A 26004-nucleotide genomic window follows, 5' to 3' on the forward strand; every position below is an offset into this window, starting at 1 on the left:
AAGTAATTTTTCATGAATGTCCCAGATATTTTCGCCTATTGTTGACTGCCCTCTCAATATCTCCCATCTCGCATGAAAAATCACCGCCCCTTTATTCCCTATATATTTTATTCTATAGAATATATTTGAAGAATATAGCATATTGAAACATTGTTTCTAGAGATAGAACGAATATGGTTCCAAAGAATAGGAATTGCAGCGTGTGTCGGATTTGTTCAACGATATTTGACAGCGCGAAAATCCGCCCTGAAGAGATAAAGATTTGGAATATTAATAATGAAAAGATAATCACAAACGCATATTTTTTATTTTCTTTAAGAATTAATATAGGTCTGTGTTCTCTGTTTATTACCATAATATGACAACAATTTTCTCCAAAAAGAATGTTTCTACTTCTGTCTAGTATGACCATGATGTGAAACACATTCTATACATGGGAGTCCACAAAAAGGGAGAGTTTTTACTTGAAAGGGCCAAATCGGGGTATATGAGCGATTCGGGGTCTACGACACTTGCAGACTTTTCCGACGGTGGCGGCGACGACCGCGACGTGGAGGCAGAGGCCCGTGCGGTCGCCGGAAGCGACACTCCGCGCACCGACTCGGTCGTCGATGCCGACGACTGGCTTCCCGACGCCGACGGGACGGTCGAACTCTCCGTTATACAGGTCGATTACACCATCGAGGGGTCGGGAGACGACGAAAAGCCCATCGTCCACGTCTTCGGACGGACGCGGGACAACGACCTCGAACATGTGCTGGTCCACGGGTTCGAGCCGTACTTTTACGCCCCGACGGACTCGCTGGATGCGCCGCCCGAAGAGCAGTACGACAGCCTCGTGGATAGCCGCGAGACCGACGAGAACGGCGACTCCTTCGAGAGCATCCGCGGCGAGAAACTCACCAAGATAATCGGCCGGACGCCCCGCGACGTTGGGAACGTCCGCGACGAGTTCGACCACTACGAGGCCGACATCCTCTTTCCCAACCGGTTTCTCATCGACAAGGACATCCAGAGCGGCATCCGCCTCCCCGAGCGCCGCGACGAGGACGGCGACTTGCACTTCCACGACCAGTTGGACACGCTCGAAGCCGTCGAGGTCGAGGCCGACCCGCGCGTCCACTACTTCGACATCGAGGTGGACGACCGCTCGGGCTTCCCCGAGGAGGGCGAAGAGCCGATTATCTGTCTGACGACCTTCGACTCCTACGACGAGGAGTACATCGCGTGGCTGGCCGACGCGCCCGACGGCGACGCTGAGGCCCCCGCGGCGCTCCCCGACTACGAACCCATCGAGGAGATTGACCTCGACGTGCGCTCGTTCGACGACGAGCGCGCGATGCTGGCGGCGTATCTCGACTATCTGGACGAGACGGACGGAGACATCATCAGCGGCTGGAACGCCGACGATTTCGACGTTCCCTACCTCATCGACCGACTGGACGAACTGAACGGTCCCCACGAGTACGACCTCGACTCCGACCGCCTCTCGCGCGTGAACGAGGTCTGGCGCTCGGACTGGGGCGGCCCAACGGTCAAAGGTCGGGTCGTCTTCGACCTGCTGTACGCCTACAAGCGCACCCAGCGCACGGAACTCGAATCCTACCGCCTCGACGCCGTGGGCGAAGTCGAGTTGGGCGTCGGCAAAGAGCGGTACGCGGGCGACATCGGCGACCTCTGGGAGAACGACCCCGAGCGCCTGCTGGAGTACAACGTCAGGGACGTGGAACTCTGCGTGGAACTCGACCGCAAGCAGGACATCGTCTCCTTCTGGGAGGAAGTCGCCTCCTTCGTCGGCTGTAAACTCGAAGACGCGACGACGCCGGGCGACGCCGTGGACATGTACGTCCTCCACAAGGCCTACGGGCGGTTTGCGCTCCCTTCGAAGGGCAAACAGGAGAGCGAGGACTTCGAGGGCGGCGCGGTGTTCGAGCCGATTACCGGCGTCAAGGAGAACGTGACGGTGCTGGACCTGAAGAGTCTCTACCCGATGGCGATGACGACTATCAACGCCTCACCCGAGACACAGGCCGACCCCGAGGACTACGAGAGTCGCGAGGAGTTCGAGGCCGAGACGTACACCGCGCCGACCGGGACCCACTTCCGAAAGGAACCGGACGGCATCATCCGGGAGATAATCGACGAAACCCTCGACGAGCGCGAGGAGAAGAAGGCCCTGCGCGACGAACACGACCCCGAAACCGTCGAGTACGAGCGTTTTAACCGGCAGCAACAAGCTGTCAAGGTAATTATGAATTCTCTCTACGGCGTCTCTGGTTGGGATCGATTCCGCCTCTACGACAAGAAAGCGGCCGCCGCGATTACCGCGACGGGTCGAGATGTCATCGACTACACGCAGGAGCAGGCCAAAGAGATGGGCCATAACGTTGCGTATGGCGACAGCGTAACCGGCGATAGACCCATTGTCGTCCGTGATCCGAACGGAAACATCCGTATCCGGCCTATCGAAGAACTGTTCGAGAGAGCGACACCGAAACCGGACGACGGAATTCTCGTTACCGCCGACGGGGGTCCGGTCGCCAGTGTCGAATCGCCAAAGGACCATGCCGCACTGGAGGAGTGGGACGCGCTCTCAGTAAATGAGAACGGGAAAGCCGAGTGGAAATCCATCGAGGGCGTGATTAGACACGAAACCGACAAGCAGGTCGTCAAACTCCAGCATAAGTTCGGCGAGTCAGTGACGACTCGTGACCACTCCTACGTCGTTGAAGATGGCGACGAACTGGTCGAAGCGACGCCGGAAGACGTTGAGGCGCCGCTACGCGTTCCCGGCGTACCGGAAGTCGAGGCTGTCGAGGAAATCGACGTGTACGAGGTCCTGAAAGGGTACGAGCGAGAGTATGAAGACGGCCGCGGAACCGGCGGCACGACGACCAAGACGAAGCGAGTGCATGCGAACGACGAGTGCGTTTGGTTCGGACACGAGCATCATCACGGTCTCGACAAGACAATTACCGTCAAGCGATACATCGACCTCGATGGTGAGGGCGGTGAGGCGCTACTCCGCTTACTAGGTGCGTACGTTCCGGAAGGCAGTGCTTCGACAGTCGAAACTGCCTCCGGCAAGTTCGGTGCCAGCATCGCGGAGTCGAGGCGAGAATGGCTTCGCCAACTTCGAGAGGACTATCACCGACTGTTCGACGGTACGACTGCCAATATCATCGCTAGCGACACGAATGGCGAACGAACCATCGAGTACGACACCGCTAGTGGAGACAGTTCGGTGACGTACGACGATGGGACGCAGAAACTCCAGATGATGAACGAACTGGCGGCGGTGTTCTTCAGGGAGTTCGCCGGACAGACCTCACGTGGAAAGCGAGTTCCCTCCTTCGTGTTCCATCTCCCCGAGGAGAAACAGGACGTGTTCCTCCAGATGCTTGTGGAGGGCGACGGTTCGCGGGAGTTCCCAAGGTACTCCGAGGAGTACGCGGAACAGAATTTCGACTTCGAGACGGTAAGCCGCGAACTGGCCGCAGGGCTATCGACGTTGCTTACTCAGCGCGGACAGAATCACTCGCTCAAGTACCGCGATTCGAAGGACTCGTATACGATTCGCACTTGCGATTACTATCGCTCCGGTCGAGAACCCGTACGTACCGAAGTCGAACACGACGGATACGTCTACGACTTGAGCGTCGCAGACAACGAGAACTTTGTCGATGCAGTCGGTGGGGTAGTCCTCCACAATACGGACTCGGTCATGCTCGAACTCGGGGGTGACATCGACAAGGAGGAAGCTATCGAGCAGTCCTTCGAGATAGAGGAACACATCAACGAGGCGTACGACGACTTCGCGCGTGAGGAGTTGAACGCCGACCACCACCGCTTCCAGATCGAGTTCGAGAAGCTCTATCGCCGGTTCTTCCAAGCGGGCAAGAAGAAGCGCTACGCCGGACACATCGTCTGGAAGGAGGGCAAGCACGTAGACGATATCGACATCACGGGCTTCGAGTACAAGCGGTCGGACATCGCGCCCATCACCAAGGAGGTCCAGAAGCGAGTCATCGACATGATCGTCCACGGCGAGGACTTAGAAGACGTGAAAGAGTACGTCCACGACGTTATCGAGGACTACCAAGCGGGTAACGTGAATCTGGACGACGTGGGCATCCCCGGCGGCATCGGCAAGCGTCTCGACGCCTACGACACCGACACCGCGCAGGTCCGCGGCGCGAAGTACGCCAACCTCATGCTCGGGACGAACTTCCAGCGGGGAAGCAAGCCCAAGCGACTCTACCTTGAGGGCGTTCACCCGGACTTCTGGCAGCGGATGGAGAACGAAAGGGGGTTCGACCCGAGCGGCAACTCGAAGGAAGACCGTCTCTACCGGGAGTTCAAGAAGGACCCCGACGTGATCTGCTTCGAGTTCTCCGACGAGGTGCCCGAGGAGTTCGAGGTCGATTGGCCCAAGATGCTCGACAAGACGTTGCAGGGTCCCATCGAACGCATTCTCGAAGCGCTTGACATCTCGTGGGACGAGGTGAAATCCGGGCAGGAACAGACCGGACTCGGCAGTTTCGTCTGAGTTCGGGTGTCGCACTGACCGGTCATCCCTCGTGATAGCTTTTCTCATTCCGAAAAGATATTTTCCGTGGCGCGAAACCATTTACGTGGGAATGCGAAAGTATTATGGGTGGCACAACCCATTCTCCATACGACTTAGGTGAACCTAACAATGGCAACGCTCGAACTCAAAAATCTACACGCAGAGGTCGTCGAAGCCGACGAGAAGATTCTCAACGGCGTCGACCTCCAAGTTGACTCGGGAGAAATTCACGCCCTGATGGGACCGAACGGAAGCGGGAAGTCCACCACGGCGAAAGTAATCGCTGGCCACCCGGCCTACGAGGTAACCGAGGGAGAGGTCATTCTCACCCTCGACGACGAGGACGTACCGGAAGACAAGCGGTCTTGGGACCTTCTCGACCTCGAACCGAACGAGCGCGCGGCGCTCGGCATCTTCCTCGGTTTCCAGTATCCGGCCGAAATCGAGGGCGTCACGATGGTCAACTTCCTCCGACAGGCGCTCAACGCCAAACTCGACGAGCAAGCGGAACTCTTCGAGGACGAAGACGAGGAAGCTGAGGCCGACGACGAAGACGAAGACGCGGGCTACGACACCAGTCCCATGGAGGGTCCCGCCGACGAGGGCGAGGTTGACGTTGCGGAGTTCCAGCAGATTCTCTCCGAGAAGATGGACCTGCTCGACATGGACGAGGAGTTCGCCCATCGGTACCTCAACGCTGGCTTCTCCGGCGGCGAGAAGAAGCAAAACGAGGTCCTTCAGGCGGCCATCCTCGAACCGTCCATCGCGGTGCTGGACGAGATCGACTCCGGTCTCGACATCGACCGCCTACAGGACGTGTCGAACGGTATCAACGCCCTGCGCGACGAGCAGGGCACCGGCGTTCTCCAGATTACTCACTACCAGCGGATTCTCGACTACGTCGAACCCGACCACGTTCACGTCATGCTCGACGGCGAAATCGCCATGAGCGGTGGCGCGGAACTGGCCGAGAAGCTGGAAGACAAGGGGTACGACTGGGTCAGAGACGAAGTCTACGAGGCTGCGTAAGGTGATAGCATGAGTTCGGAACAAGATCAACTAAAAGAGACAAACACGGAGGAACGTTTCGCGTTCAAGAAGGACGAGAGCGCGGCGGTCAAATCCGACAAGGGGCTGACCGAAGAGGTCGTACGCCTCATCAGCGAGGACAAGGGCGAACCGGACTGGATGCTGGAGCGACGGCTCCGGGCACTCGAGCATTGGAACGAGATGCCGATGCCGACCGACTGGCCCGGCCAGCCGGACCTGACCGAGTTGGACGTAGAGGAAATCGTGCCGTACATCCGGCCGGACGTGGACAAACGCGAGGGCGCGGATAGCTGGGACGACCTGCCGGAAGACATTCAGGACACCTTCGAGAAACTGGGCATCCCGGAAGCCGAGCGCAAGGCGCTGTCGGGCGTCGGCGCCCAGTACGAGTCCGAAGTCGTCTACCAGAACATGCAGGAACAGTGGGAAGAGAAGGGCGTCGTGTTCTGCAACATGGACGAGGCCGTGCGAGAGCACGAAGACCTCGTCAAAGAACACTTCATGACCTCCTGCGTTCCCCCGAGCGACAACAAGTTCGCCGCGCTTCACGGCGCCGTCTGGTCGGGCGGGAGCTTCGTTTACGTCCCCGAAGACGTGACCGTCGAAATGCCCGTGCAGGCCTACTTCCGGATGAACTCGGAAGGGATGGGCCAGTTCGAGCACACCCTCATCATCGCCGAAGAGGGTTCGGAAGTCCACTACATCGAGGGCTGTTCGGCACCCAAATACGGAAGCCACAATCTTCACTCCGGCGGCGTCGAGGTCTTCGTCGGCGAGGACGCCCACGTTCAGTATTCGACCGTCCAGAACTGGTCGAAAAACACCTTCAACCTCAACACCAAGCGCGCCATCGTCGAGAAAGGTGGCCGCATGGAGTGGGTGTCCGGAAGCATGGGGTCGAAAGCGACGATGCTCTACCCCTGCACCATCCTGAAGGGCCGCAACGCGTCGGCGAACAACATCACCATCGCGTTCGCTGGCGAGGGCCAGAACATCGACACCGGCGCGAAAGTCTACCACAACGCGCCCCACACCAAGTCCACCATCGAGTCCAAATCCATCAGCAAGGACGGTGGCCGCACCAACTACCGCGGTCTCGTCCACATCTCGGAGGGCGCGGAACACTCCTCCACATCGGTGGAGTGTGACGCGCTGATGTTCGACAACGAGTCAACGTCGGACACGATGCCGTACATGGAGATCGACGAGTCGAAAGTGGACGTGGCCCACGAGGCGACGGTCGGGAAAATCGGCGACGAGGACGTGTTCTACCTCCAAAGCCGTGGCTTGGACGACGACGACGCCAAGCAGATGATCGTCTCCGGGTTTATCGAGCCGATTACCGAGGAGCTACCCATCGAGTACGCCGTCGAACTCAATCGACTCATCGAACTCGAAATGGAGGGGAGCCTCGGATGACCGCGACACAAGTCCACGAGACCATCTCCGAGGAGACGGTTCGGGAGATCTCCGACGAACTCGGGGAACCCGACTGGCTCCTCGACACTCGCCTCGACGCCCTCGCGGCGCTCGACGAGTTGGAGATGCCCGACGTGATTCGAACGCCGGGCCGCGACTGGACCAACCTCGACGGGCTGGACTACGAGAGCTTCGTAGACCCGCTGAACGCCGCCGAGGAGAAAGACCAACTCGGTCCCGAGGAGGCCGAAGTCCTCCCGCTCTCGGAAGCCGTCGAAGAGCGCGAGGACCTCCTGAAGGAGCACTTCGGGTCGGTCATCGACCCGCAGGAGAACTACCTGACCGCACTCTCGACCGCCCTGTTCAGCACGGGCACGCTGGTCTACGTCCCGAAGAACGTCGATGCCGAGGACGTTACTATCCGGACGACCCAGCACTCCCAGTCGCTGTTCAATTACACGCTGGTCGTCACCGAGCAGTCTTCGTCCGTTACCATCCTCGAACGGCAGGACACCGGCGAATCCGTCGAAGGCGACCGCTACTACAGCGGCCTCGTGGAAGTCGCCGCGGGCGAGAACAGCCACGTCCAGTACGGCTCGCTACAGGACTTAGACGAGGAGACGTACAACTACACGCTCAAGCGCGGCGACGCCGACGACTACGCTACGGTCAACTGGGTCGAGGGCAACGTCGGGTCGCGTCTGACGAAGTCCTCGGTCGAGACCGAACTGAACGGCGAAGGCTCCGAAACCAAGACGGTCGGCGCGTTCTTCGGTCACGACGACCAGCACTTCGACATCGCGGCCCGCGTCTGGCACAACACGGCTCACACGACCGCTGACCTCGTGACTCGCGGTGTCCTCGACGACGACGCGCGCTCGGTCTACGAGGGCGTGCAGGACGTCGGCCGAGACGCGTGGGACACCAACTCCTACCAGCGCGAGAACACCCTGATGCTGAGCGACGAGAGCGAGGCCGACGCCTCCCCGAAGCTCATCATCAACAACCACGACACCGAGGCCAGTCACTCGGCGACCGTCGGCCAGATAGACGAGGAGGACATGTTCTACATGACCTCCCGCGGACTCGACGACGAGTCGGCCCGCAACATGCTGGTCGAAGGCTTCTTCGTCCCGGTGCTCGAAGAGGTCGAAGTCGAGGAACTACGCGAAGACCTCGAAACCCGCGTGCGGGAACGACTCCACGAGTAGTCGCTCTCCCGATTCTACCGTTTCTTTCTCTCTGCTTCCTTCGCGCTCGCGTCGCCAGCGGTGCGCGCGGTCGAACCCGACCAAACGTGTTAAGTCTCCCAACTCCCGACAGTGTATCAATGACAGTCGTACCGAAGTACAGCCACGGGTGGTCGGGATGACGGTCAACGACCGCGTCTCGACGGACAACCAACTCGCCCGCCTGCTCCAAATCGGGGTCGTACTGGAGGAAGTCGTCGAGGTCCGCGCGGCGCGTCACTACGAGACGCTCTCGCCGGACGAGCGCGACGACGCCGTCGAGGAACTGCTCGAAGCGGCCCGCGAGGAGTCCGCGGACCACCGACGCCGACTGGAAGACCTCATCGACCAGTTGGACGCCCGCGCGGTGCCCCTCGAAGAGATTCAGACGCTCGTCGAAGGACGCTACGCCCAGACGGGTCCCGAGAGCTTCGACGGCGTTCTCTACGACCAACTCCACGGCGAGGAGACCGCGTACAAGTTCTACGACGACCTCATCGAAGCCATCGAGGCCAGCGACACCGACTACGCGCTCGACCGCGAGGAACTGCTCGCCACTTTGAAGACGATTCGTGAGGAAGAGGCCGAAGGTGTCGAGGAAGTAACCGAAATTATGGAGGCCCGAGAATGAACACCGCAGATCAGTATTTGAAAGCGATATATCTCGTACAGCGGATGGAGAACGGCCCGGCGTCAACCGGGTCGCTCGCTGACCGTCTCGACGTGAGTCCCGCGAGCGTCAACGAGATGATCGGGAAGCTTCAGGAACGGGGCCTCGCCGACCACGAGAAGTACAAGGGCGTCTCGCTGACCGACGAGGGCATCGAGCAGGCCCGCGAGGCGCTTCAGACCTACTGCATCATCGAGCGCTTCCTTCACAACGTTCTCGAAGTCGAGGAGTTCCCGAGCGAGGCCAAGGCGCTCGAAAGCGTCATCGACGAGACCGTCGCGGAGCGACTCGACACCATCATCGACCGCGAACCGCAGTGTCCGGACTGCTTCGACGCCGACGCCGACATGTGCGCGGAGTTGGTCAGCGAAGGCGAAGCGGACTGAGTGCGTGGGTCGTTCTCGGGGGCTTTCGCGTTGCGTTCTACGTTCCAGTCCGAACGTTGAAGTCTAGATAGTCACAAATCCCACGCATGGACTGTCCGACCTGTGGGGACTCGTTCGACTCCGAACAGGGAACACGAATCCACCACAGTCACGCACACGGTGAGAAACTGCCGAATCGTACTTGTAACGGCTGTGGAACCGATTTCTACGACCCGAAGGCTCGGTTGGAGTACTGCGACGACTGTGACCCGAACGCCGGTGAGAACAACGGGAACTGGAAAGACGCGACAGAGACGGAAACGTGCGTCTGTTGTGGCTCTGAGTTTCAGTACTATCCGTCCGACAAAGAGGGAACGTACTGCTCGGACTGCGTCGAAAGTTCGGTCGGGTTGCTCCCCGAGAATCCAGCGACGAGAGACCGAGTTTCGACAGCATGCAAGTATTGCGGTGATGCCATCGAAGCACGCCCTTCTCGCGTCGAGAATCGAAAACGAGGCGTATTCTGCGATGTAGACTGCTACGGTTCGTGGCTCTCGGAGAACGTCGTCGGCGAGAATCACCATCAGTGGGAAGGCGGGGATCTCGGTTATGGAGAGCAGTGGTGGCAGGTTCGACGCAAAGCGTTAGATAGAGACGCACATTCGTGCCAGAACTGCGGAGCGACGGCGGAAGAAATCGGTCGAAACCCCGACGTTCACCACATCAAGCCGGTTCGCAGTTTCGAGCGCCCACAGCAAGCACATCGATTAGAGAACGTCGTTGCGCTCTGCCGAAGCTGTCATCGAAACGTGGAAGCGGGAAACGTTACCGTACCGTCACCGCCAGCCGAAAAGTAACACTATTGTACGAGGAAAGACTACCACTTGGTACGCTCTTACGAGCGAACGAAGTCCCGTGGTGTAGTGGCCAATCATATGGGCCTTTGGACGTAGCGGGTTACGAGTCGTTACGGAAGATAGCCTATGACGGCGGTTCGAATCCGCCCGGGACTATACGCCTTTTACAGACACTCTCGACGCGAAACAGGGTTGTCTACCCGTCACCGCTCACAGACCGTCGTTGCACTTGAACCCGTACAGCGTTCCTCGGCCGCACTTGTCCCTGTGAAACAGTCCGCCGCAGTCGTCGCACGAGTTGCGCGGAGTGCCAAGGGGGCCGGTGTCGATGTCGCCGCCACAGACACAGCAGTTCTCTACCAGAGCCATGGATATCGTCCTCACATCGACAATAAGTAATTTTCACATAGCGAAAACCAAAGATTTGTGTCATTATCGGGTATTTGAGTGTCCAGTCGTGGGCGCTGGGCGACCCAAGAGCGTATGCACCTCTACTCGGGAAGCAACCAACGGATTGCGAAGAAAGTCTCTACGCCATCATCGAAACGAGAGGAGATGCGTTGTATTTGCAGTAACTTATTTCTTGTCTCATGTTGACTAAGAACACCCTATGTCCGACCCCGTGAAACTCGCCGTCGGACTCGCGCTGGTCGCGTGGGGATTCGCAGACTACCTCGTTCCGCGGAGCGTCCTGCGGGTCCAGTCGGCGCTCCTGTCGCTCCCACCGGAACCCAACGACGACTTCGCCGCCTACAAGCGTCGAGTCGGACTGGTTTGTATCCTCGTCGGCGTCGTTACGCTCGTTTTGGCCGTCAGTTGACGGTGCCTACTCCGCTACAAAGACTCTTTACCTCGGCCATATATTTCCACTTCTTAAGTAACAAAAATATAAAAGCTTATCAGGCGATGTATAACAAACATACTACGAACTGACGACTCAACCGATGGTCCCCACGCGCACGCAACGACGGCTAAACCACCTCTCTCCCGGAGAGCGATGCAACTGACGTGGCTAATACCGGCCTCAGTGCTTTTCGTCGGCGTCGGCTACGTCGTCGTTCGTCGCGCTCCGCGGCCGCGAGTCGTCAACTGGACTCTGCTCGGCGGGGCGCTGTTCGCGCTCGCCACCCGCGACCTGTTCCGGTCGCGCGAGCAGGGCCACCCCTCTTCAGTCGCGCGCGAGTCGCGGGCCGACGCCGCGAACCGCCGAACCGACCGCGGCGACGACCCACAGCGGACGCCGATGTTCGTGCGACTCCGGCGGCGAGTCGCTGGCTGGCTCAACTGACGACGACGGCGGCGTAGCGCGCTTCCGCCAGCCAATCGGTTAAGCCGTTGGACCGCTTTTGACCGGGTGTGACCGAGCAACGCTACCTTCCCGACGCCGACGACGTGACCGAGTTCGAGGCGACCGTCAGCGTGGCGGGAGACGACCACCTCGTCCTCGACGGGACCTACTTCTACCCCGAGGGCGGCGGCCAACCGGCCGACCGAGGCGAACTGTCGTGGGACGGCGGGTCCGCGTCCGTGACGAAGGTCCGGAAGAACCACGGCGACGTGCGCCACTACGTCGAAGACGTTGCAGGCGACCTGCCGGAACCGGGCGAGACGGTCGAGGGACGAATCGATGCCGAACGACGCGAGACCCACCGCCGGATGCACACCGCCCAGCACGTCGTCTCGCGCGTCGTCTTAGACGAGTACGGTGCCGAGACGGCGGGCAATCAGATTCACGCCGACCGCTCGCGCATCGACTTCGAACCGGTAGACTTCTCGGAGGAAGACGTAGAACGCATCGAGCGCCTGTCGAACGAGACCATCGAGCGCGACCTCGCGGTCACCAAGGCCGAGCGCCCGCGCGAGGAGGCCGAGGAGCGGACCGAGGAGGGTCGCGCGCTCCTGAACCTGATTCCGGACCACGTCGATCCGCTCAGGGTGGTCGAAATCGAGGGGTTCGACTACTGCCCCTGCGGCGGCACGCACGTCGATCACCTCGGCGAGGTCGGTCGAGTCGAGATAACGAACCGGGAGTCGAAGGGCGAGAAGACCGAACGAATCGAGTTCGTGCTGGCGGAGTAGTCCGCGAGAAGCAAGACGTGCGTCTGCGACGCCCTCGCAGACGCACCGACGCCAAGGGTAAGTCCCCGTGTCCGGTCGAGGTGTCAGGCACCTGTCCGAGTCCGGCGGTTCCACCTTCGATTCGGGCGACCGGCGTTTCGGACGAACGCGCGGAAACGGCCGCGCAGTTGGCGGTGTCGTCGTCGTAAGTCTAAAGAGTCAATCATTCGTTTATACGAGTAAGAATGAGTACGGACATCTGCAAATCGAGGTGGTTCTGTGGGAGTCGAAATTAAGGAGTCGCCCGTCACCGAGACCGAGTTCGAGGCAATGGAGGACTTCGTCTACGAGTACCTCGCGGCGAGCGTCGAAAACGAGGACGGCGGCGGCCGAATGCGGTGGTACCCGTGGCACTCCGCGGAGTACCGGTTCAACCACATCCTCAACGTGGTCGATTTGGCGGGCACCATCGCTGAGCAGGAGGGCGCAAACGTGGACGTGGCCCGTGTCGCGGCGCTGTTCCACGACATCGCCAAACTCGACGCCGACCAAGAAGTCCACGCCGAGGAGGGCGCGCGCATCGCCCGGAAGTACCTCGAAACCCACGGCGACTTCCCCGAATCGTTCATCGAGGAGGTCTGCAAGGCCGTCGAGAACCACTCCTATCAGGGCGATCTGACCGACCTACCCAAAGAGACCCAGTGTCTCATCGAGGCCGACCTACTCGACAAGGTGGGCGCGAACGGTACCGCGCTAATGCTGCTTCGGATGGGCTACGAGGCCCGGACCCACATGGACGCCGCCGAGATGGTCGATAGGGTGATGGAGCGGGGCAAGGACGCCGCCAGTCGCGTCCAGACCGACACCGCTGAAGGAATCGCCCACAAGCGCCTGAAACGCGTCAAGTGGTTCCGCGAGTGGCTGGAAGGCGAGGTGCCACAGATGGACCACAACGAGCAGTCGGACCGCCGGACACAACGACGGCCATAACGAGACGCCGCGCTCGCAGTTCTGCGCGGCCGGTATCACGTCGCCCGGTCTATGCCGGAATCCCGGTCGCCTTCCAGAGGAACGAGGCTCCGGCCAGCGCCAGCACCAGCGCGCTCAGGTAGGCGACGACCGGGGCGAACGAGTCCACGCGCCGCCCGACCGTCACCAGCGCGGCCGGGAAGCCGATAACCCACAGCGCGATGCCGCCGAAGAACCCGACCACGATTATCGGACTCCCCGTCGAGACCGTCAGGCCGCCGAGCGCGTCCGGCGAAAACGTGCCGGGGTCGAGCAGGCCGACGCCCGCCGTGAGCCACCAGAGAATCTGATAGGGGTTGGTCAGCGCCAGCACGAACGCCTTCCGGAATCCCTTGCTCTCCGCCCTCGCCGCGGGTCCGGCCCCGTCGGGCGCGGCGTCGCCGCCGAACGCGGCGTCGGCGTCGTTCGCCGTGCCGTACGCGAAGTACAGCATTAACAGGCCCCCAAAGCCGAACAGCGCCTGCTGGACGACGGGCACGTCTCGAACCACGGCGACGACGCCCAACAGCGCGAGGACGAAAAAACAGGCGTCGGCCGACAGCGCGCCGAGACCCGCGCGGAATCCCGACCCCCACCCGCGGAGGACGCTCTCTTCGGCGATGATGGCGTTCATCGGTCCCGGCGGGGCCGCCAGCGAAAGACCGAGCGCGACGCCCGCGAGTCCCGAGACGACGGCGTTCAGCATCTACCGAGAGTGACGCCGCGGGCGAGAAAAAGCTGTCTCTCCGATAGCTGAAATGCCGCCCCTCTGACAGGTGCGTCAGATACCTATCTCCCCGCCGTCGTCGCCGTTCGCTCCGTCGTTACCGTCCGCGGGTCGGACCCGGATGGAGCGAGCGACGTTCTCGGGAAGGCTCTGCTCGCGGTCCCCGTCGCCGTCGAACCGAACCGTCACCATCCCGAAGGGAGCCACGTCCACGACGCGCAGTTCCGTCTCGGGCGCGATGCCCGCGTCGGCGAGGTAGCGCAGCTCCTCCTCGTCGCGGTCGCTCACGCGCGCGACGACGAGGCTGTCGCCGGGTCCGTGGTCCGATAGCGACGTGGTGTCGTCTTCCTCGGGCGGCGTGAGGTCGGCGCTCGGAATCGGGTCGCCGTGGGGGTCTACCTCGGGGTCGCCAAGCACGTCGGCGACGCGCTGTTCGAACTCCTCGCTGATGTGGTGTTCGAGTCGGTCGGCCTCCTCGTGGACCTCGCTCCACGAGTAGTCGAGGTGTTCGGTCAGGTAGGATTCGAGCAGGCGGTGGTGGCGCAGGACTTCCAGCGCCACGGTCTCGCCCTCCGCGGAGAGTTCGACCCCCTTGTACTTCTCGCGCTCGACTAGCCCTCGCTCTTCGAGTTTCTCGACCATGCTGGTCACGGTCGGGGGCGTCACGTCCAGATACTCGGCGATGGCGGAGGTGGCGACGGGACCCTCCTCGTCCTGCTGGAGGGCGTATATCGCTTTGAGATAATCTTCCATCACGTCGCTCAGCATCACGGTACCCTGATTAGATTCGTCTAAAACTTATATTTGTCTCAGGGCGACTCGGGACCATTCGACCCCTCCCACAGGGTTCGACCCGCGAGTACGACCGGCGTACTCGCGGATAGGCATCGAAAATCGGTCCCGGCGGCGAACGTACCCCGAGGCTACGCCGCGTTAGCGCGCGGCCAACGGTCGGTCCGCGAGTCGTTCAGACCGTTTATAACTAACGGACCCGCGTCCGTCGGTGGGGACATGTCGAAAGCAGCGACGAGGGTCGGATGTCCGAACTGCGACGACAGGGCCGTCGAGTTGGCCGCTGACGGCCGCGACTCCGACGCGAAGTTTCTGGACGCCGACCGACTCACGGGGACGACGGTGGACTGTAGCAGTTGCGGCGACGAGTTCGAAGTGTACTTCTACTGACTCTCGACGCACGTTTCCCCGAGTAATCGCAGCGTGTTCGCTCGTAGACAGACTGTACTCGCTCGTAGACGCCGAATAGTAATGGCCGGGTCCGACGTAGCGCCCGACACGATGTCCGAGTCCGAGACGAGCGACCGAATCACCGCTCACTTCCACGATAGGGGTCTCGAACTGCGGTCGAAGGAGTCGCCCGACGCGTGGATAATCGCCGAACACCCTGTTAGTGTCGAGCAGTAACTAGATTCCCTTGCTCATCAGGTGACTGCGGAGCACGTCGTCGTCCTTGTTGCCCGCGCCGGTGTTGAGCAGCACGACGGTGTCGTCGTCGTCGAACTCGCCGCGGCGCGCGAGTTCCCACGCCCCGCTGGCGGCCGCCGCGCAGGTCGCGCCCATCTCCAAGCCTTCCTGTTGGGCGACGGCGATGGCGCTGTCGAGGATGTCCTCGTCGCTGGTGGCGACTGCGCCGCCGTCGCTCTCGCGCAGGGCCGAAAGAATCAGGGGACTCGCGCCGGGGTCGGGAATTTCGATACCGCCACAGATGGTGTCGGGGACTTCCCAGACCTCGTGTACGTCTTTGCCCTCCTCGAAGGCCTCGACGACGGGCGCACACCCTGACGACTGGGCCGCGTACATCGACGGAATCTCGTCGGTCAGGCCCAACTCCCGCAGTTCCTTGGCGGCTTTGTGCATCCCCACGAGACCGACGCCGCCGCCGGTCGGGTAGACGATGTGGTCCGGAACCTCCCAGTCGTTTTGCTCGACCACTTCGTAGAGCATCGTCTTCTTGCCCTCGTGGCGGTAGGGCGTCACGAACGTCTTGACCGAGTACCAGTCGTCGTTCTCCGCCATCGCGTCGGCGTAGGCCTCGCTCGCGTCGCCGATGCGCCCCTCCACGACAGTCATATCCCCGCCGTGGACGTTGACCATCGCCTTGTTGGTGAATCCGGACCGCGAGGGCAGGAAGACGTGCGACTGGAGGTCCGCGCGGGCGGCGTACGCCGACGCCGACTGTCCGGCGTTGCCCGCCGAGTTGAGCGCCACGTCGGTTGCGCCGTGTTGAACGGCCGCAGTTATCGCGGCCGTTTGCCCGCGGTCCTTGAACGTCCCGGTCGGGTTCCGCCCCTCGTCTTTGAACAGGACGCGACCGACGCCCATCTCGTCGGCGAGGCTCGGACACTCCACGAGTTGGGTCGCGCCCTCGTCCATCGAGACGGCGGTCTCCCGCGTGAACGGCAGGAGTTCCTCGTAGCGCCACATCGAGTCGAACGGGCGCGACTCGATGTCCTCGCGCGTAAGGTCGATTTCCTCGTAGTCGTACTCGGGGTCCAGAATCCCGCCGCAGTCGGGACAGCGGTGGGTCGTCTCCTCGGCGTCGAACGTCTCATCGCAATCGACACACGTCAGGCCGACGAACGCGTCGGTGGTTTCCATGTCCGGGCGTTCGGAGTCGAGGGACAAATCCCTGCCCCTTCGCGGTAAGCGCTTGCGTCTCGGCGTCGGCCGAAGCGTCCGATGGGCGAAGAGATACTTACCGATAGGGGTCCAACCCGCCGACATGGCTCCCGAACACGTTCTCGTCCCGCTGGACGGGTCGCCGCTCGCCGACGACGCGTTGGTCCACGCGCTCGACACTTTCGAGTGCCGAGTCACGGTCCTGAACGTCGTGACGCCGCTGGACTCCTCGATGAGCGAGAGCGGCGTCCTCGAACCCGACGAACAGCGCCGCGAGAGCGCGCGCGACCGCGCCGACGAACTCGTGAATCGCGCCGAGGAGCGCGCCGCCGCGGCCGACCGGAGCGTCGAGACGGCGGTCGAGACCGGCGACCCCGCCGAGACCATCATCGAGTACGCCGAGACCAACGACGTGGACCACGTCGTCATGGGCGGCCACGGCGGCGAGCGCCACGAACTCGCCCGGCGATTGCTGGGCACCGTGGCGACGACGGTCGTCGCGGAAGCGCCCGTGACGGTGACGGTCGTCCGATAGCCGGTGAAGGTGATTACGCCGTTCCGAGCGTCGAGTGCCATTTCACGCCCGGAACGGACTCTCGGACGCGCCGCCACAGTCCGGACAGCGGACGACCGTCTCGGTCTCCGCGCCGAGCGCGACCCGCATCTCCGCGCCGCAGTCAGGACACCCTTGTGGGACGTTCGCCGCGCCGCAGGCCGGGCAGTCGAGGGTCACGCCCGCGTCGCTCGCGTCGCTGGCTTCCGGCGAAAGGTAGCCGTGGCCACAGTCAGGGCAGTCGAGCGGGATTCGCACGTCCTCGCTGTCCGGCGGTGCCCCGAGCGCGAGCGCCACGAGGTGACCGTCGCCCGCGTTGCGCCCCGACTGGAACTCGCCGGGCGCAAAGCGGACGACCTCGCCCGCCTCGACCGCGATTTCGTCTGCCCTCTCGCGCTCCGGGCCGAGGCGCTCGAAGGTCGCCGCGCCGTCGAGGATGACGAATATTTCGGCTTGGTCGCCGTGGGCGTGGAGACCACTCGGGAACTCCTCTCCGGGCGGGATTCGGTAGTGGTTGACCGCGAGGTTAGTCGCCCCGAGGCGGTCCGTGAGGTCCCGGACCGCGGCGTCGTCGCCGAACTGGATAGGCTCTGTGTCGGCGATGGCGGTTTTTTCCATGCGCGGAGATTCGAGGAACCGTGGCAAAAAATTTCGCTTCGTCAACGTTTTCGAGTCGGCGTCGCTCTCCTGTTCGACACGGGACACAACCTGACCGGACTGTACGAGAGCGCCGTCTTCGCTCCCGGCGAACGCTGGATTCGCGTCTTCCTCACCGCCGGACTCGGTTCGACGCGTCTCCTCGCCAGACTCTCGGTTGCGACGCGCTGAACGGTCCCGACCGACCGCCCGTCGGGCTACACCGCCCCGCCCAACACCTGCGCGAACGCCCAGTAGACGCCGTAGCCCACCCCGACCGACGAGACCAGCGTGATGACCCAGAACGCGAGGGTCACGCCTATTTTCCGGCGCGAGACGCCCGCCGACCCTCCGGCGAGACCGCCGCCGATGACGCCCGAGATGATGATGTTGTTGAACGAGATGGGGATGCCGAGCGCGATGGCGGCCTGTGCGATGATGAATCCCGGCACGAGCGCAGCGATGGAGCGCCGGATGCCGAGTTGGGCGTACTCCCGCGAGGTCGCTTGCAGGAGTCGCGGCGCGCCCATCCACGCACCGGCGAGGATGCCGGTCGCGCCGATAGCCAGCAGGAGGATACCCGGCAGGCCGAGTTCCGTCCGGTAGAGGTTTTCGAGCGGGCCGGTCGCTAAGCCGACCTGACTGCCGCCGCTGGAGAACGCGACGACGCTCCCGAGGAGGACCAGAAACGTCTTGACGCCCTTGTCCACGGAGGTCTGCGTCCGGCGACGGATGAACAGGAAACTTGCGACCGCGACGGCGAGGGTAGCGAGCGCGACTGCGAGGTCCACGCCAGCGACCGCCGGATTGCCGACGAGTTGCGCGAGGAACCCCGCGACGGAGCCTTGCTCCTCGCCGGGCGGCGACGGGATGACGCTCAACTCGACGTTGGCGACGATGCCGCCGACCACCCCGGCTAACAGCGGGACGCTGACCGTTTCGGGGATGTCGTCGCGCCGGAGGACCGTGGCGGTCAGATACGCCAGTCCGCCCGAGACCGGCGGGACGAGCGCCCAGAACGTGGCGATTCGCCGGTAGGTGTCGAACGCGGGCGTCCCGTCCAGCGACAGGCCCACGCCGACCATCGCCCCTGTCGTGGCGAACGCCGCCGGGACGGGGTAGCCGGTGTAGACGCCGAAGGCCATGAACGCCGTCGCGGTCAGCAGACCCGCGGTCGCCGCCAGCGAGGTGATGGCTACGCCGTCGATGAGGCCCGCGCCCACGGTGTCCGAGATGCTTCCGCCCTGTGTGAGCGCGCCGAGCGCGGCCAAAATTCCGATGAGGAACGCCGCGCGCATCGTCGAGATGGCGTTCGCGCCGATGGCGGGCGCGAAGGGCGGGGAGTTGCTGTTCGCGCCGAGCGCCCACGCCGTAAACAGGCCGGTCAGCGTGGCGAGGACGACCAGCGCCCAGAAGACGAGACCCGTCACGGGTGGCGGGCGCTCCGGACGCTTCGGTGGTCGAGGGCGGTCGGCGGTCGGGGCGTCCGAGGCGAAGGGTCGCTTTGTTGGGTTTCCATGCTGTCTCCGTCGTCCGTCTCAATTCGCGGGCGTCGGCCGACTCTATCGCGGACCGACCCCTGAACCGATACCACGACTGATACGTCGTTGGCGGTGATAAATCTACGCACGCCCCGAGTGAGCAAAACCGTGTCGGTCGGTAGCGTACCTCTCCTGACTACTGTTACCACAATTCTATTGCTCACAGAGGTCTACCTTCCCACGGATGGCACTGCTCGGCACCGACCGACGAGTGTTGACCCTCGCGTTCGCCCGGATGATAGACGCGGTGGGCAACTCGTTTCTCATCGTCGTCCTCCCGCAGTTTCTGGACGAGGTCGTCCTCGACGCGCCGAGCGGTGCGGCCGGGAGCGGCACCGAGATTCTGGGTGTCGCAGTCTCCCAATCGGTTCTCATCGGCGTCGCGCTCTCGCTGTTCGGCTTTCTCAGCAGTTTCGGCCAACCGTTCACGGGACGACTCTCGGACCGCTCGCGTCGGGCTTTCTGGTTACGTTCGGGTTCGTCTGGCCCTTCGCGTTCGGGAGCGCGCTGGCGGCGATAGGTTGGCGTTGGTCTACACGCAGGTCGAGGAGACCGTCTCGGAACCCGAAGAAATCGCCGCGCCGGTGCCGCAGGATTAGCTCACTCGAAGTCCGGTTCCCGGTCCTCCACGAACGCCTCCATCCCTTCGCGCTGGTCGTGGGTGCCGAATAGGCCGCTCCAGAGGCGGCGCTCGTAGCGCAGGCCCGCGGCTTGGTCGGTCTCGTGGGACTGATTCAGGGCCTCCTTGGCGGCGGCGAGCGCGTAGGTCGGCTTGGCCGCGAGGTCGGCCGCGAGTTCGCCGACGTGTTCGTCGAGTTGGTCGCCTGCGACGACTTCGCCGACGAGACCGTGTTCGTTGGCGTCTTGGGCGTCGATGCGCTCGCCGAAGAAAATGAGGCGGCGCGCCAACTCGTCGCCGACGAGTCGGGGGAGTCGCTGGGTGCCGCCCCAACCGGGGATGATGCCGAGGTCGATCTCGGTCTGGCCGAGGACGGCGCTCTCGCTGGCGACTCGGAGGTCACAGGCCAGCGCGAGTTCACACCCGCCGCCGAAGGCGTAGCCGTTGATGGCCGCGATGGCTGGCGCAGGGAACTGCTCGATTTTATCCGCGACGCGGTGGCCCAGTTCGGCGTAGGCTTGGGCCTCGGGCACCGAGAGGTCCTGCATGTAGCCGATGTCTGCGCCAGCGACGAAGGCGTCGTCGCCCGCGCCGGTGATGACCAGCGCGCCGACGCCCTCGGACTCGGCCTCCTCGACGGCTTCCTCGATGGCTTCGAGGGTATCGACGTTGAGCGCGTTGAGTCGGTCGGGTCGGTCCACGGTCAGCGTTGCGACGCCGTCCTCGTAATCGAGGGTAATGGTCTCCCAATCGGACATATTTGACAGAACGACCGCCTCGGGAATAATCCTTCCGAGACCGGACATCGACGCGCTGTCTCTCTCGGGGATGTCCCCGACGCGGGGCAGATTGGCCAATCACCCCCGGCGCGTGCGGGCGGGGCGCGCGACTGCGCGCCCCGCCCATCCGCGCGAGGGAAGTCGGCCGCGGATGCGGCCGACGAGGTTGGGGAGGCGTGAGGCCGACGCGGGACCGTGCGGTTGCGGTGCTGGGCGGTATGATTGGCTCAAGCCTGAAGCTAGCTCTTCTCGTCTTCCCTCACTCACAGTCCCTCCACCGTCACCCTTTCCCTACTCACACTCACTCTATCGTCGCCCTTTCTTCCTTCCGGAAAGCGGAAATATCACCCCGCCGTAGCGCCGAGCGATGACTCTCTCGGAGGAGGCCCGCGAGCGACTCGCCGACCTCGTGGAGCTACAGCCGACCAAAAACTCGGAGCTACAGGAGCGATGGGGTCTCGAAAGCGGTAGCGAGGTCCACCAGTACCTCGAAAACGAACTCGGGGAGTATTACTACCGCGACGACAACAGCCTGATTCGGGCGAACAAGGAGGCCGCGGAACTGGTGGACGTGGAACCCGGCGTCGTGGACGACGAGGGCGAGGGCGCGCCCTCGGCGATTCGGGTGCCGCGACTCCAGCAACAGGTGTTCGCCGTCGTCGCCGGGCCGGACGACGACTCCGAGAGCGTGGTCTCGGTCCTCCAGAAGTTGCGCGCGGAGTTCGACGTGGACCCCGAGGCTGAGGCGGTCCGGAGCGCGCTACAGGCCTTGCGGCGCAAGGGCGTCGTCGAAGTCGTCTACCGGACCGTACCGACGTTCAAACTGGCTGTCGAGCGCGATTCGGTCGAGGTGTCGGTTTCGGACTGACTCGGTCGAGTCCGGGCAGGGCGTTTTCCGGCTACTCCGGCCGATTGCGCTCCCGGCGCGTTTCCAATAGCTTCTGAATCCCCTTCCCCGGCCCGCCCTCGATTGGCCAGTTTTTCGTTCGCCACTGGGGCGGTTCCGGGGAGAAATCCCCGCAGGACCCCGAACACTCCGAACTCGTCTGGTGGCAGTTCTTCGCCCCACACCACGGCAGGAGCGTCCGTCCCTCCCTGCGTAACTGGAAGTGCCGACAGTCCGGGCGCATGGTCTCGGCGAAGGCCCGCCACCCCTTCTCGTAGGCGCGCTCGGCGATTTCGAGGCGCTTGTCGGCTTTCCACTCGGGGTCGGCGTACTCGAAGCGCGCGGCCGACTCGCCGTATTTCGTCTCCTCGCCGCGCTCCAGAATCCGCGTGCCGGGAGCCTCGGCGTCGAGGCTCCGGGGGAACCACTCGACGCTCGCTTGTGGGTCGTTTCTCCCCGCTCGCTCTTCCGAGGCGCTTCGGGTCTCGCTATCGAGCGTCAGAATCCCGGCTTCGACGGGCAGGCGCTCCAACATGGCGGGTTCGACGCGCTCGCCGGTCTCGCGCGTAGCGACCCACACCTCGTCGGCCAGCGAGAGCGCCACGTCGTACTCCATCTGGGCGGCGAGGTCGCGGGCCGCGCTCGCGTCCAAGTCGGGCTTGTTCTCGACGGCGACGATGCGCTCTATCCAGTCGGGATAGGCCCGCTTGCGGCGAATCTCGATGCGATTGGCTCGCTTTCGAGTATCGAGGATGCCGCGGTCGTCGGCCCGGTGGATGGTCTCGCGGACGTACCGCCACGGGTAGCCGGGGTCCGGGAGCGCATCGCGGTAATACGCCCAGTCGGCGGGCGCGTGGGGAATCACGTCCAGCAGGTTCGAGTCGAGGCGCTTGCGGCCGAACTTCGCTCGCTGGCGCAGGGCCTCGGGGTCCACCTCCACGACGAGGGTGTCCCATCGCCTGCGCTTGGTGCCGAGTTGGCGCGCGACGATTGCGGGGCGAGTTCCGAGGGCGTCGTTCGTGTCACCCTTATCGTCCGCGCTATCCTCGTCGCCGGGCGGCCACTCGCGCTCGGCCCACCGGCAGGTCCGCAACTCGAAGACGAACTCGGGGTCGGCCTCCGCGTTCGAATCGGTCTCGGCGCTCCGGTCGTCCGCGTCCGCGTCGCTCACGGTCGGCGTTCGGAGCGGACGGGCCTAAGTCGTTCGGAAGGCGGGCAAGACCACTCGGAAGAGAGCGGAGCGCTCGAACGGCGAAGCCGTGGCTCGACAGTAAGTCGAACGACGACCGCGCGCGGCGGCTACTCCTCGTCGCGCTCCTCTTTCTCGTTGAGGAACTCGTGGGCGTCTTCGAGGATTTCGCGCGGCCCGTCCTGCGTGATGGTGTTTATCGCTTGGTCGTAGTCGCGCCACTGGTGGTCGCGGTGTTCGTGGGACAGCTCCGCGCTGGCCTCGTAGGACTTGGCGATGAACAGGTGGACCGTCTTGTGGATGGTGTTTCCGTTGGCCTCGAAGACGTAGTCGTAGTCGTCGCGGAAGCCGTCGAGGAGCCGGAAGTCCTTGATTCCGGCCTCTTCTTTCACTTCGCGGATAGCTGTCTGCTGTAACTCTTCGCTCCCCTCAACCCCGCCTTTGGGGAACTCCCAGTCGCCCGGACGAGACTTGAGGAGGAGGTATTCTCGGCGACCGCGGGTATCCCGGTAGAGGATTGCGCCCGCGCTCGTAGCTTCAACCGTCATTTAGCGGAGTATAAACGGCCGTCGGTTAAGAGAATGTCGGAGAACCCGCGTGCGTCGATTGTGACTGTCCGGCGATTCGAACGGATACGGACGAGTCCCGAATCGACGCGAGCGACGACTTCGGGAGGACGCGCTCGAACTCCGCGCGGCCCGCGACGAGAACAGACGTTTTACGTACCTCGGTGCTGAAGAACATCGACAGCGAACTCCCAGCCATGACCTTCGTAACTAAACTCCGGCTTCAGAGCGGGAATCGCCCGGCTCTGGACCGAATCGTAGACGAGATTCGCTCGACAGCAGAACGAAAAGGCGCGGAACTCCGCGGACCCCACTCGGCCCCGCCGGAACGACTCAGCGTCCCGCAGTACAAATCGACCGCGGGCGACGAACACCGCCAGTTCCGGTCGTGGGACTACACCGTCTATACCCGCGAGATGGAGATTGTCGGCCACAACGAGCTGGCACGACAGGTCACCGCGCTCGATTTCCCCGACGGCGTCCACGTCGAAGCCGAACTCGAACAAGTAGAGCAGATGGCTTGACTGCCGGATTCTTCTGCGAGGACGCGACTTTCGGTGAGACTCTCGACCGTCGGTTTCTCGCGTTTTCAAAAGAATAGAGCGTCGCGTCGAACCTCGAACGAGCGCCGCGTTCAGAACGACGACTCGCCAACCGTCTCCAGATACGTCGCCGTGCCTCGATGGTCGTTGCCGTCGAACTCCTCGACGCGGAGTTTGACGCGCGTGTCGAGGGCGTTCTCGGGCGCGCCCTCGATGCGGAGAATCGTGTCGCCGACGCGCGCGACGGGCGCGCCGCGCTCGGTGCCCGTCACGAACGCCGAAACCTCCTCGCCCGGTTCGAAGGTGGGCTTGCTCGTCCGGAAGGTCAAGCCAGCCAAATACTTCCTACGGAGGCTCATACGCGAGCCACCTCCTCGGACTCGCGGTCGGTCGTGTACTCCAACCCAAATCCGGTCAGCGCTGCGAGGATGAACACGCCGAACAGGAACCAGCCGTGGAAGACAAACGGCCAGACCTCCACGGGGTTGACCAGCAGCGATTGGGTGAACCAGTCGAACTGTCCGGGGAGACCCTGCATCTCGGTGTAGCCCACGAGGACGCCGCCCGCCCACGGGAAGATGTAGCCGAGCGCGGAGGTGTTAGCGTCGAGAATGTTCGCGCGCCGGTAGCCGTTGATGTTGAACCGCTCGCCGATGCGCGCGATGTAGGGCGCGATGGCGATCTCCGCGGCGGTGTTGATGGTAATCATCGCGTTGACCGACGCCGTGCCGAGGACCATCGTGGTCTCGGCCCGCCGGACGTTGGTGGCGACATTTTCGAGCAACCAGTTCTGGATGGCCTCGAAGCCGCCGCCCTGAATCATGATGCGCGCTCCCGCGACGATGAGCAGGGTCAGCACGATGAGCGGGAAGAACCCGACCGCGCCCGAGTAGATGGTGCCCGAGACGCCGACGGCATCCGACCCTGCCGGAGCGACTGCGATGAACGGTAGGAACTCCAGCGATTCGGCCAGCGCGACGCTGTCCGGGGCGGTAAACAGCAGCATCTCCGAGACCGACGCGAGGTCGAATGCGATGTTGGCCGCGACGGCGACGATGAGACCCCACGAAACCGCTTCTACGATGTGTCGGCCGCTGACGGCCGTGGCGATGACGACGCCGATGGACGCGAGATGGACGAGACCGAGCGCCTCGGTCTGTCCGCTGAGGATGTCCGCGCTCCCCGCCACGTCCGCACCGGGCATCACCGACCCAGCGACGAGGTAGCTCACGAACGCCAGCACCGCGGCGACGATGGCGTACTTGAACCGCGAGGCGACGACGCCGCCGATGTCGGCGTCTTGAGTCACCGCGCTCACGATAGTCGTGTCCGAGACTGGCGCGAGGTTGTCACCGAAGACCGCGCCCGACAGAATCGCGCCGAACAGCAAGACCGGGTTCGCGCCGATGAGGACGCCCGCCGGGAAGAACAGTCCGGTGAACGCGATGACCGTCCCGTACCCCGTCCCGATGCCCGTCGCCAGCAGGCCCGCGAGGATGAACGTAATCGCGGGGAACAGCGTCGCGCCGACCGAGAGGGCGTCGGCGGCCCAGACGAGACCGCTGACGAACTCACCGGCCTGAATCGTGTCCGAGAACATGCCCGCCCAGAGCCACGCGACGATGGCTGTCGCGGCCACGCGTTGGGTCATCCCCTCGAAAATCGTGTTGGCGTAGCTCTTCCAGTCGCCCTTTGCGAAGAACATCCCGACGATGAGCGAGATGAGCATCCCGGCGACGAGGCCCTGCGTGTCGCCGATTCGAAGGAGTCCACTCTGGAAGATGGCCCACGCGATGAACAGTCCGATAGGGATGGCGCTGGCCGCGGGACCACCGTAGAACTCGATTCGGGGTCCCGACCGAGCTTGTTCTGCGTCTGATAATTCCTCTGAAACTACTTCTTCTGGGGGGTCGTCTCCCTTGTCAGCCATACTCTCGCGGAAGTGTATTCAGGCCGGGTACAAGAAGCCACCCCTCCAGCAGGGGGTACTGTCAGTTCCTCTTTAGGGTGTCACTGTCAGGACTGGCTATTTCAAGCCACGTATTATAACCAATTTATTAACTCCCGGATTCCGCGCTCGGTTTCGACTATCAGCGCGGGCGACTG

27 protein-coding genes, 1 tRNA gene and 1 pseudogene are annotated in these 26004 nt (G+C 63.1%); 18 read left to right on the top strand and 11 right to left on the bottom strand.

The features are described from left to right. The first annotated feature begins 487 nt into the window (after nt 1–487). From EP007_RS17935 to EP007_RS10610, 8 genes are all read left to right on the top strand, one after another. The gene (locus EP007_RS17935) at nt 488–4549 is read left to right on the top strand and encodes a DNA polymerase domain-containing protein (protein WP_128477625.1); all 4062 of its coding nucleotides are present in this window, start codon (nt 488–490) and stop codon (nt 4547–4549) included. Between the two features lie 150 nt (nt 4550–4699). After that, nucleotides 4700–5599 carry an ABC transporter ATP-binding protein gene (locus tag EP007_RS10580; RefSeq protein WP_128477626.1) on the top strand — a complete coding sequence of 300 codons (900 nt, stop codon included), beginning with the start codon at nt 4700–4702 and terminating at the stop codon, nt 5597–5599. Between the two features lie 9 nt (nt 5600–5608). Beyond that, complete coding sequence (gene sufB / locus EP007_RS10585) at nt 5609–7039, top strand: Fe-S cluster assembly protein SufB (protein ID WP_128477627.1); 1431 nt, start codon at nt 5609–5611, stop codon at nt 7037–7039. Next, nucleotides 7036–8250 carry a Fe-S cluster assembly protein SufD gene (sufD, locus tag EP007_RS10590; protein WP_128477628.1) on the top strand — a complete coding sequence of 405 codons (1215 nt, stop codon included), beginning with the start codon at nt 7036–7038 and terminating at the stop codon, nt 8248–8250. Before sufB ends, sufD begins: the two co-directional genes overlap by 4 nt. 157 nt (nt 8251–8407) lie before the next feature. Beyond that, the gene (locus tag EP007_RS10595; RefSeq protein WP_128477629.1) at nt 8408–8899 is read left to right on the top strand and encodes a ferritin-like domain-containing protein; all 492 of its coding nucleotides are present in this window, start codon (nt 8408–8410) and stop codon (nt 8897–8899) included. Further along, a complete protein-coding gene (locus tag EP007_RS10600; RefSeq protein ID WP_128477630.1) occupies nt 8896–9324 on the top strand; it encodes a metal-dependent transcriptional regulator in 429 nt (142 codons plus the stop codon). The genes EP007_RS10595 and EP007_RS10600 overlap by 4 nt, the downstream gene beginning before the upstream one ends. An 86-nt stretch (nt 9325–9410) precedes the next feature. Further along, entirely contained in the window at nt 9411–10160 is a 750-nt protein-coding gene (locus EP007_RS10605) for an HNH endonuclease (RefSeq protein ID WP_128477631.1), read from the top strand. Between the two features lie 52 nt (nt 10161–10212). Continuing rightward, a tRNA-Gln gene (locus tag EP007_RS10610) sits at nt 10213–10316 on the top strand. A 54-nt stretch (nt 10317–10370) separates the two neighbouring features. Here EP007_RS10610 and EP007_RS17480 read toward each other — a convergent pair. Continuing rightward, nucleotides 10371–10529, bottom strand: coding sequence for a hypothetical protein (locus EP007_RS17480; protein ID WP_166035534.1), 159 nt, complete (start codon nt 10527–10529; stop codon nt 10371–10373). A 241-nt stretch (nt 10530–10770) separates the two neighbouring features. Here EP007_RS17480 and EP007_RS10615 point away from each other — a divergent pair, with 241 nt between their 5' ends. The 4 genes from EP007_RS10615 to EP007_RS10630 all read left to right on the top strand — a co-directional run bounded on the left by EP007_RS10615 (nt 10771) and on the right by EP007_RS10630 (nt 13208). Continuing rightward, nucleotides 10771–10980, top strand: coding sequence for a DUF2065 domain-containing protein (locus EP007_RS10615; protein ID WP_128477632.1), 210 nt, complete (start codon nt 10771–10773; stop codon nt 10978–10980). A gap of 207 nt (nt 10981–11187) precedes the next feature. After that, nucleotides 11188–11448, top strand: a complete 261-nt coding sequence (locus tag EP007_RS10620) for a hypothetical protein (protein WP_128477633.1) — start codon at nt 11188–11190, stop codon at nt 11446–11448. Between the two features lie 68 nt (nt 11449–11516). Beyond that, nucleotides 11517–12239, top strand: a complete 723-nt coding sequence (locus EP007_RS10625; RefSeq protein ID WP_128477634.1) for an alanyl-tRNA editing protein — start codon at nt 11517–11519, stop codon at nt 12237–12239. A 258-nt stretch (nt 12240–12497) separates the two neighbouring features. Next, complete coding sequence (locus EP007_RS10630; protein WP_128477635.1) at nt 12498–13208, top strand: HD domain-containing protein; 711 nt, start codon at nt 12498–12500, stop codon at nt 13206–13208. A gap of 49 nt (nt 13209–13257) precedes the next feature. Here the strand turns inward: EP007_RS10630 and EP007_RS10635 are convergent, their stop codons facing one another. Continuing rightward, nucleotides 13258–13932: a LysE family translocator gene (locus tag EP007_RS10635; RefSeq protein ID WP_128477636.1), complete on the bottom strand. Its 675-nt coding sequence runs from the start codon at nt 13930–13932 to the stop codon at nt 13258–13260. Between the two features lie 75 nt (nt 13933–14007). Next, nucleotides 14008–14721, bottom strand: a complete 714-nt coding sequence (locus EP007_RS10640) for a metal-dependent transcriptional regulator (RefSeq protein ID WP_128477637.1) — start codon at nt 14719–14721, stop codon at nt 14008–14010. 243 nt (nt 14722–14964) lie between these two features. On the opposite strand from EP007_RS10640, the gene EP007_RS17485 reads away from it, so the two are divergent. Beyond that, a complete protein-coding gene (locus tag EP007_RS17485; protein ID WP_166035536.1) occupies nt 14965–15135 on the top strand; it encodes a hypothetical protein in 171 nt (56 codons plus the stop codon). A gap of 81 nt (nt 15136–15216) precedes the next feature. After that, the gene (locus EP007_RS17490; RefSeq protein ID WP_166035538.1) at nt 15217–15372 is read left to right on the top strand and encodes a hypothetical protein; all 156 of its coding nucleotides are present in this window, start codon (nt 15217–15219) and stop codon (nt 15370–15372) included. Here the strand turns inward: EP007_RS17490 and EP007_RS10645 are convergent, their stop codons facing one another. Further along, nucleotides 15373–16566, bottom strand: a complete 1194-nt coding sequence (locus tag EP007_RS10645; protein WP_128477638.1) for a threonine synthase — start codon at nt 16564–16566, stop codon at nt 15373–15375. 124 nt (nt 16567–16690) lie between these two features. On the opposite strand from EP007_RS10645, the gene EP007_RS10650 reads away from it, so the two are divergent. After that, nucleotides 16691–17122 (top strand): universal stress protein, encoded by a 432-nt coding sequence (locus EP007_RS10650; RefSeq protein WP_128477639.1) that lies wholly within the window; start codon nt 16691–16693, stop codon nt 17120–17122. Nucleotides 17123–17164: 42 nt separating this feature from the next. On the opposite strand, the gene EP007_RS10655 is transcribed toward EP007_RS10650, so the two are convergent. Together EP007_RS10655 and EP007_RS10660 are read right to left on the bottom strand one after the other, a co-directional pair. Next, nucleotides 17165–17758 carry a cupin domain-containing protein gene (locus tag EP007_RS10655; protein WP_128477640.1) on the bottom strand — a complete coding sequence of 198 codons (594 nt, stop codon included), beginning with the start codon at nt 17756–17758 and terminating at the stop codon, nt 17165–17167. A 236-nt stretch (nt 17759–17994) separates the two neighbouring features. Then, nucleotides 17995–19206, bottom strand: a complete 1212-nt coding sequence (locus tag EP007_RS10660) for an inorganic phosphate transporter (protein ID WP_128477641.1) — start codon at nt 19204–19206, stop codon at nt 17995–17997. 295 nt (nt 19207–19501) lie between these two features. On the opposite strand from EP007_RS10660, the pseudogene EP007_RS10665 reads away from it, so the two are divergent. Further along, nucleotides 19502–19786: pseudogene (locus EP007_RS10665) on the top strand (MFS transporter); the annotation flags it as partial. 131 nt (nt 19787–19917) lie between these two features. Here the strand turns inward: EP007_RS10665 and EP007_RS10670 are convergent. Beyond that, nucleotides 19918–20694 carry an enoyl-CoA hydratase/isomerase family protein gene (locus EP007_RS10670; protein ID WP_128477643.1) on the bottom strand — a complete coding sequence of 259 codons (777 nt, stop codon included), beginning with the start codon at nt 20692–20694 and terminating at the stop codon, nt 19918–19920. A gap of 388 nt (nt 20695–21082) precedes the next feature. On the opposite strand from EP007_RS10670, the gene EP007_RS10675 reads away from it, so the two are divergent. Continuing rightward, entirely contained in the window at nt 21083–21583 is a 501-nt protein-coding gene (locus EP007_RS10675) for a DUF5797 family protein (protein WP_128477644.1), read from the top strand. Between the two features lie 31 nt (nt 21584–21614). Here the strand turns inward: EP007_RS10675 and EP007_RS10680 are convergent, their stop codons facing one another. Next, nucleotides 21615–22694 carry a DUF5787 family protein gene (locus EP007_RS10680; protein WP_128478566.1) on the bottom strand — a complete coding sequence of 360 codons (1080 nt, stop codon included), beginning with the start codon at nt 22692–22694 and terminating at the stop codon, nt 21615–21617. A 206-nt stretch (nt 22695–22900) separates the two neighbouring features. Further along, a complete protein-coding gene (locus tag EP007_RS10685) occupies nt 22901–23338 on the bottom strand; it encodes a bis(5'-nucleosyl)-tetraphosphatase (protein WP_128477645.1) in 438 nt (145 codons plus the stop codon). 215 nt (nt 23339–23553) lie between these two features. Here EP007_RS10685 and EP007_RS10690 point away from each other — a divergent pair, with 215 nt between their 5' ends. Then, nucleotides 23554–23880: an uS10/mL48 family ribosomal protein gene (locus EP007_RS10690; RefSeq protein ID WP_128477646.1), complete on the top strand. Its 327-nt coding sequence runs from the start codon at nt 23554–23556 to the stop codon at nt 23878–23880. A gap of 110 nt (nt 23881–23990) precedes the next feature. Here EP007_RS10690 and EP007_RS10695 read toward each other — a convergent pair whose 3' ends face one another. Together EP007_RS10695 and EP007_RS10700 are read right to left on the bottom strand one after the other, a co-directional pair. Next, nucleotides 23991–24257, bottom strand: a complete 267-nt coding sequence (locus tag EP007_RS10695) for a DUF7513 family protein (protein WP_128477647.1) — start codon at nt 24255–24257, stop codon at nt 23991–23993. After that, nucleotides 24254–25828 (bottom strand): Na+/H+ antiporter NhaC family protein, encoded by a 1575-nt coding sequence (locus EP007_RS10700; RefSeq protein ID WP_128477648.1) that lies wholly within the window; start codon nt 25826–25828, stop codon nt 24254–24256. Before EP007_RS10700 ends, EP007_RS10695 begins: the two co-directional genes overlap by 4 nt. Nucleotides 25829–26004: the final 176 nt, after the last annotated feature.

Origin of the sequence: Halorussus pelagicus, from assembly GCF_004087835.1 — an archaeon.
Classification (GTDB): Archaea; Halobacteriota; Halobacteria; order Halobacteriales; family Haladaptataceae; genus Halorussus; species Halorussus pelagicus.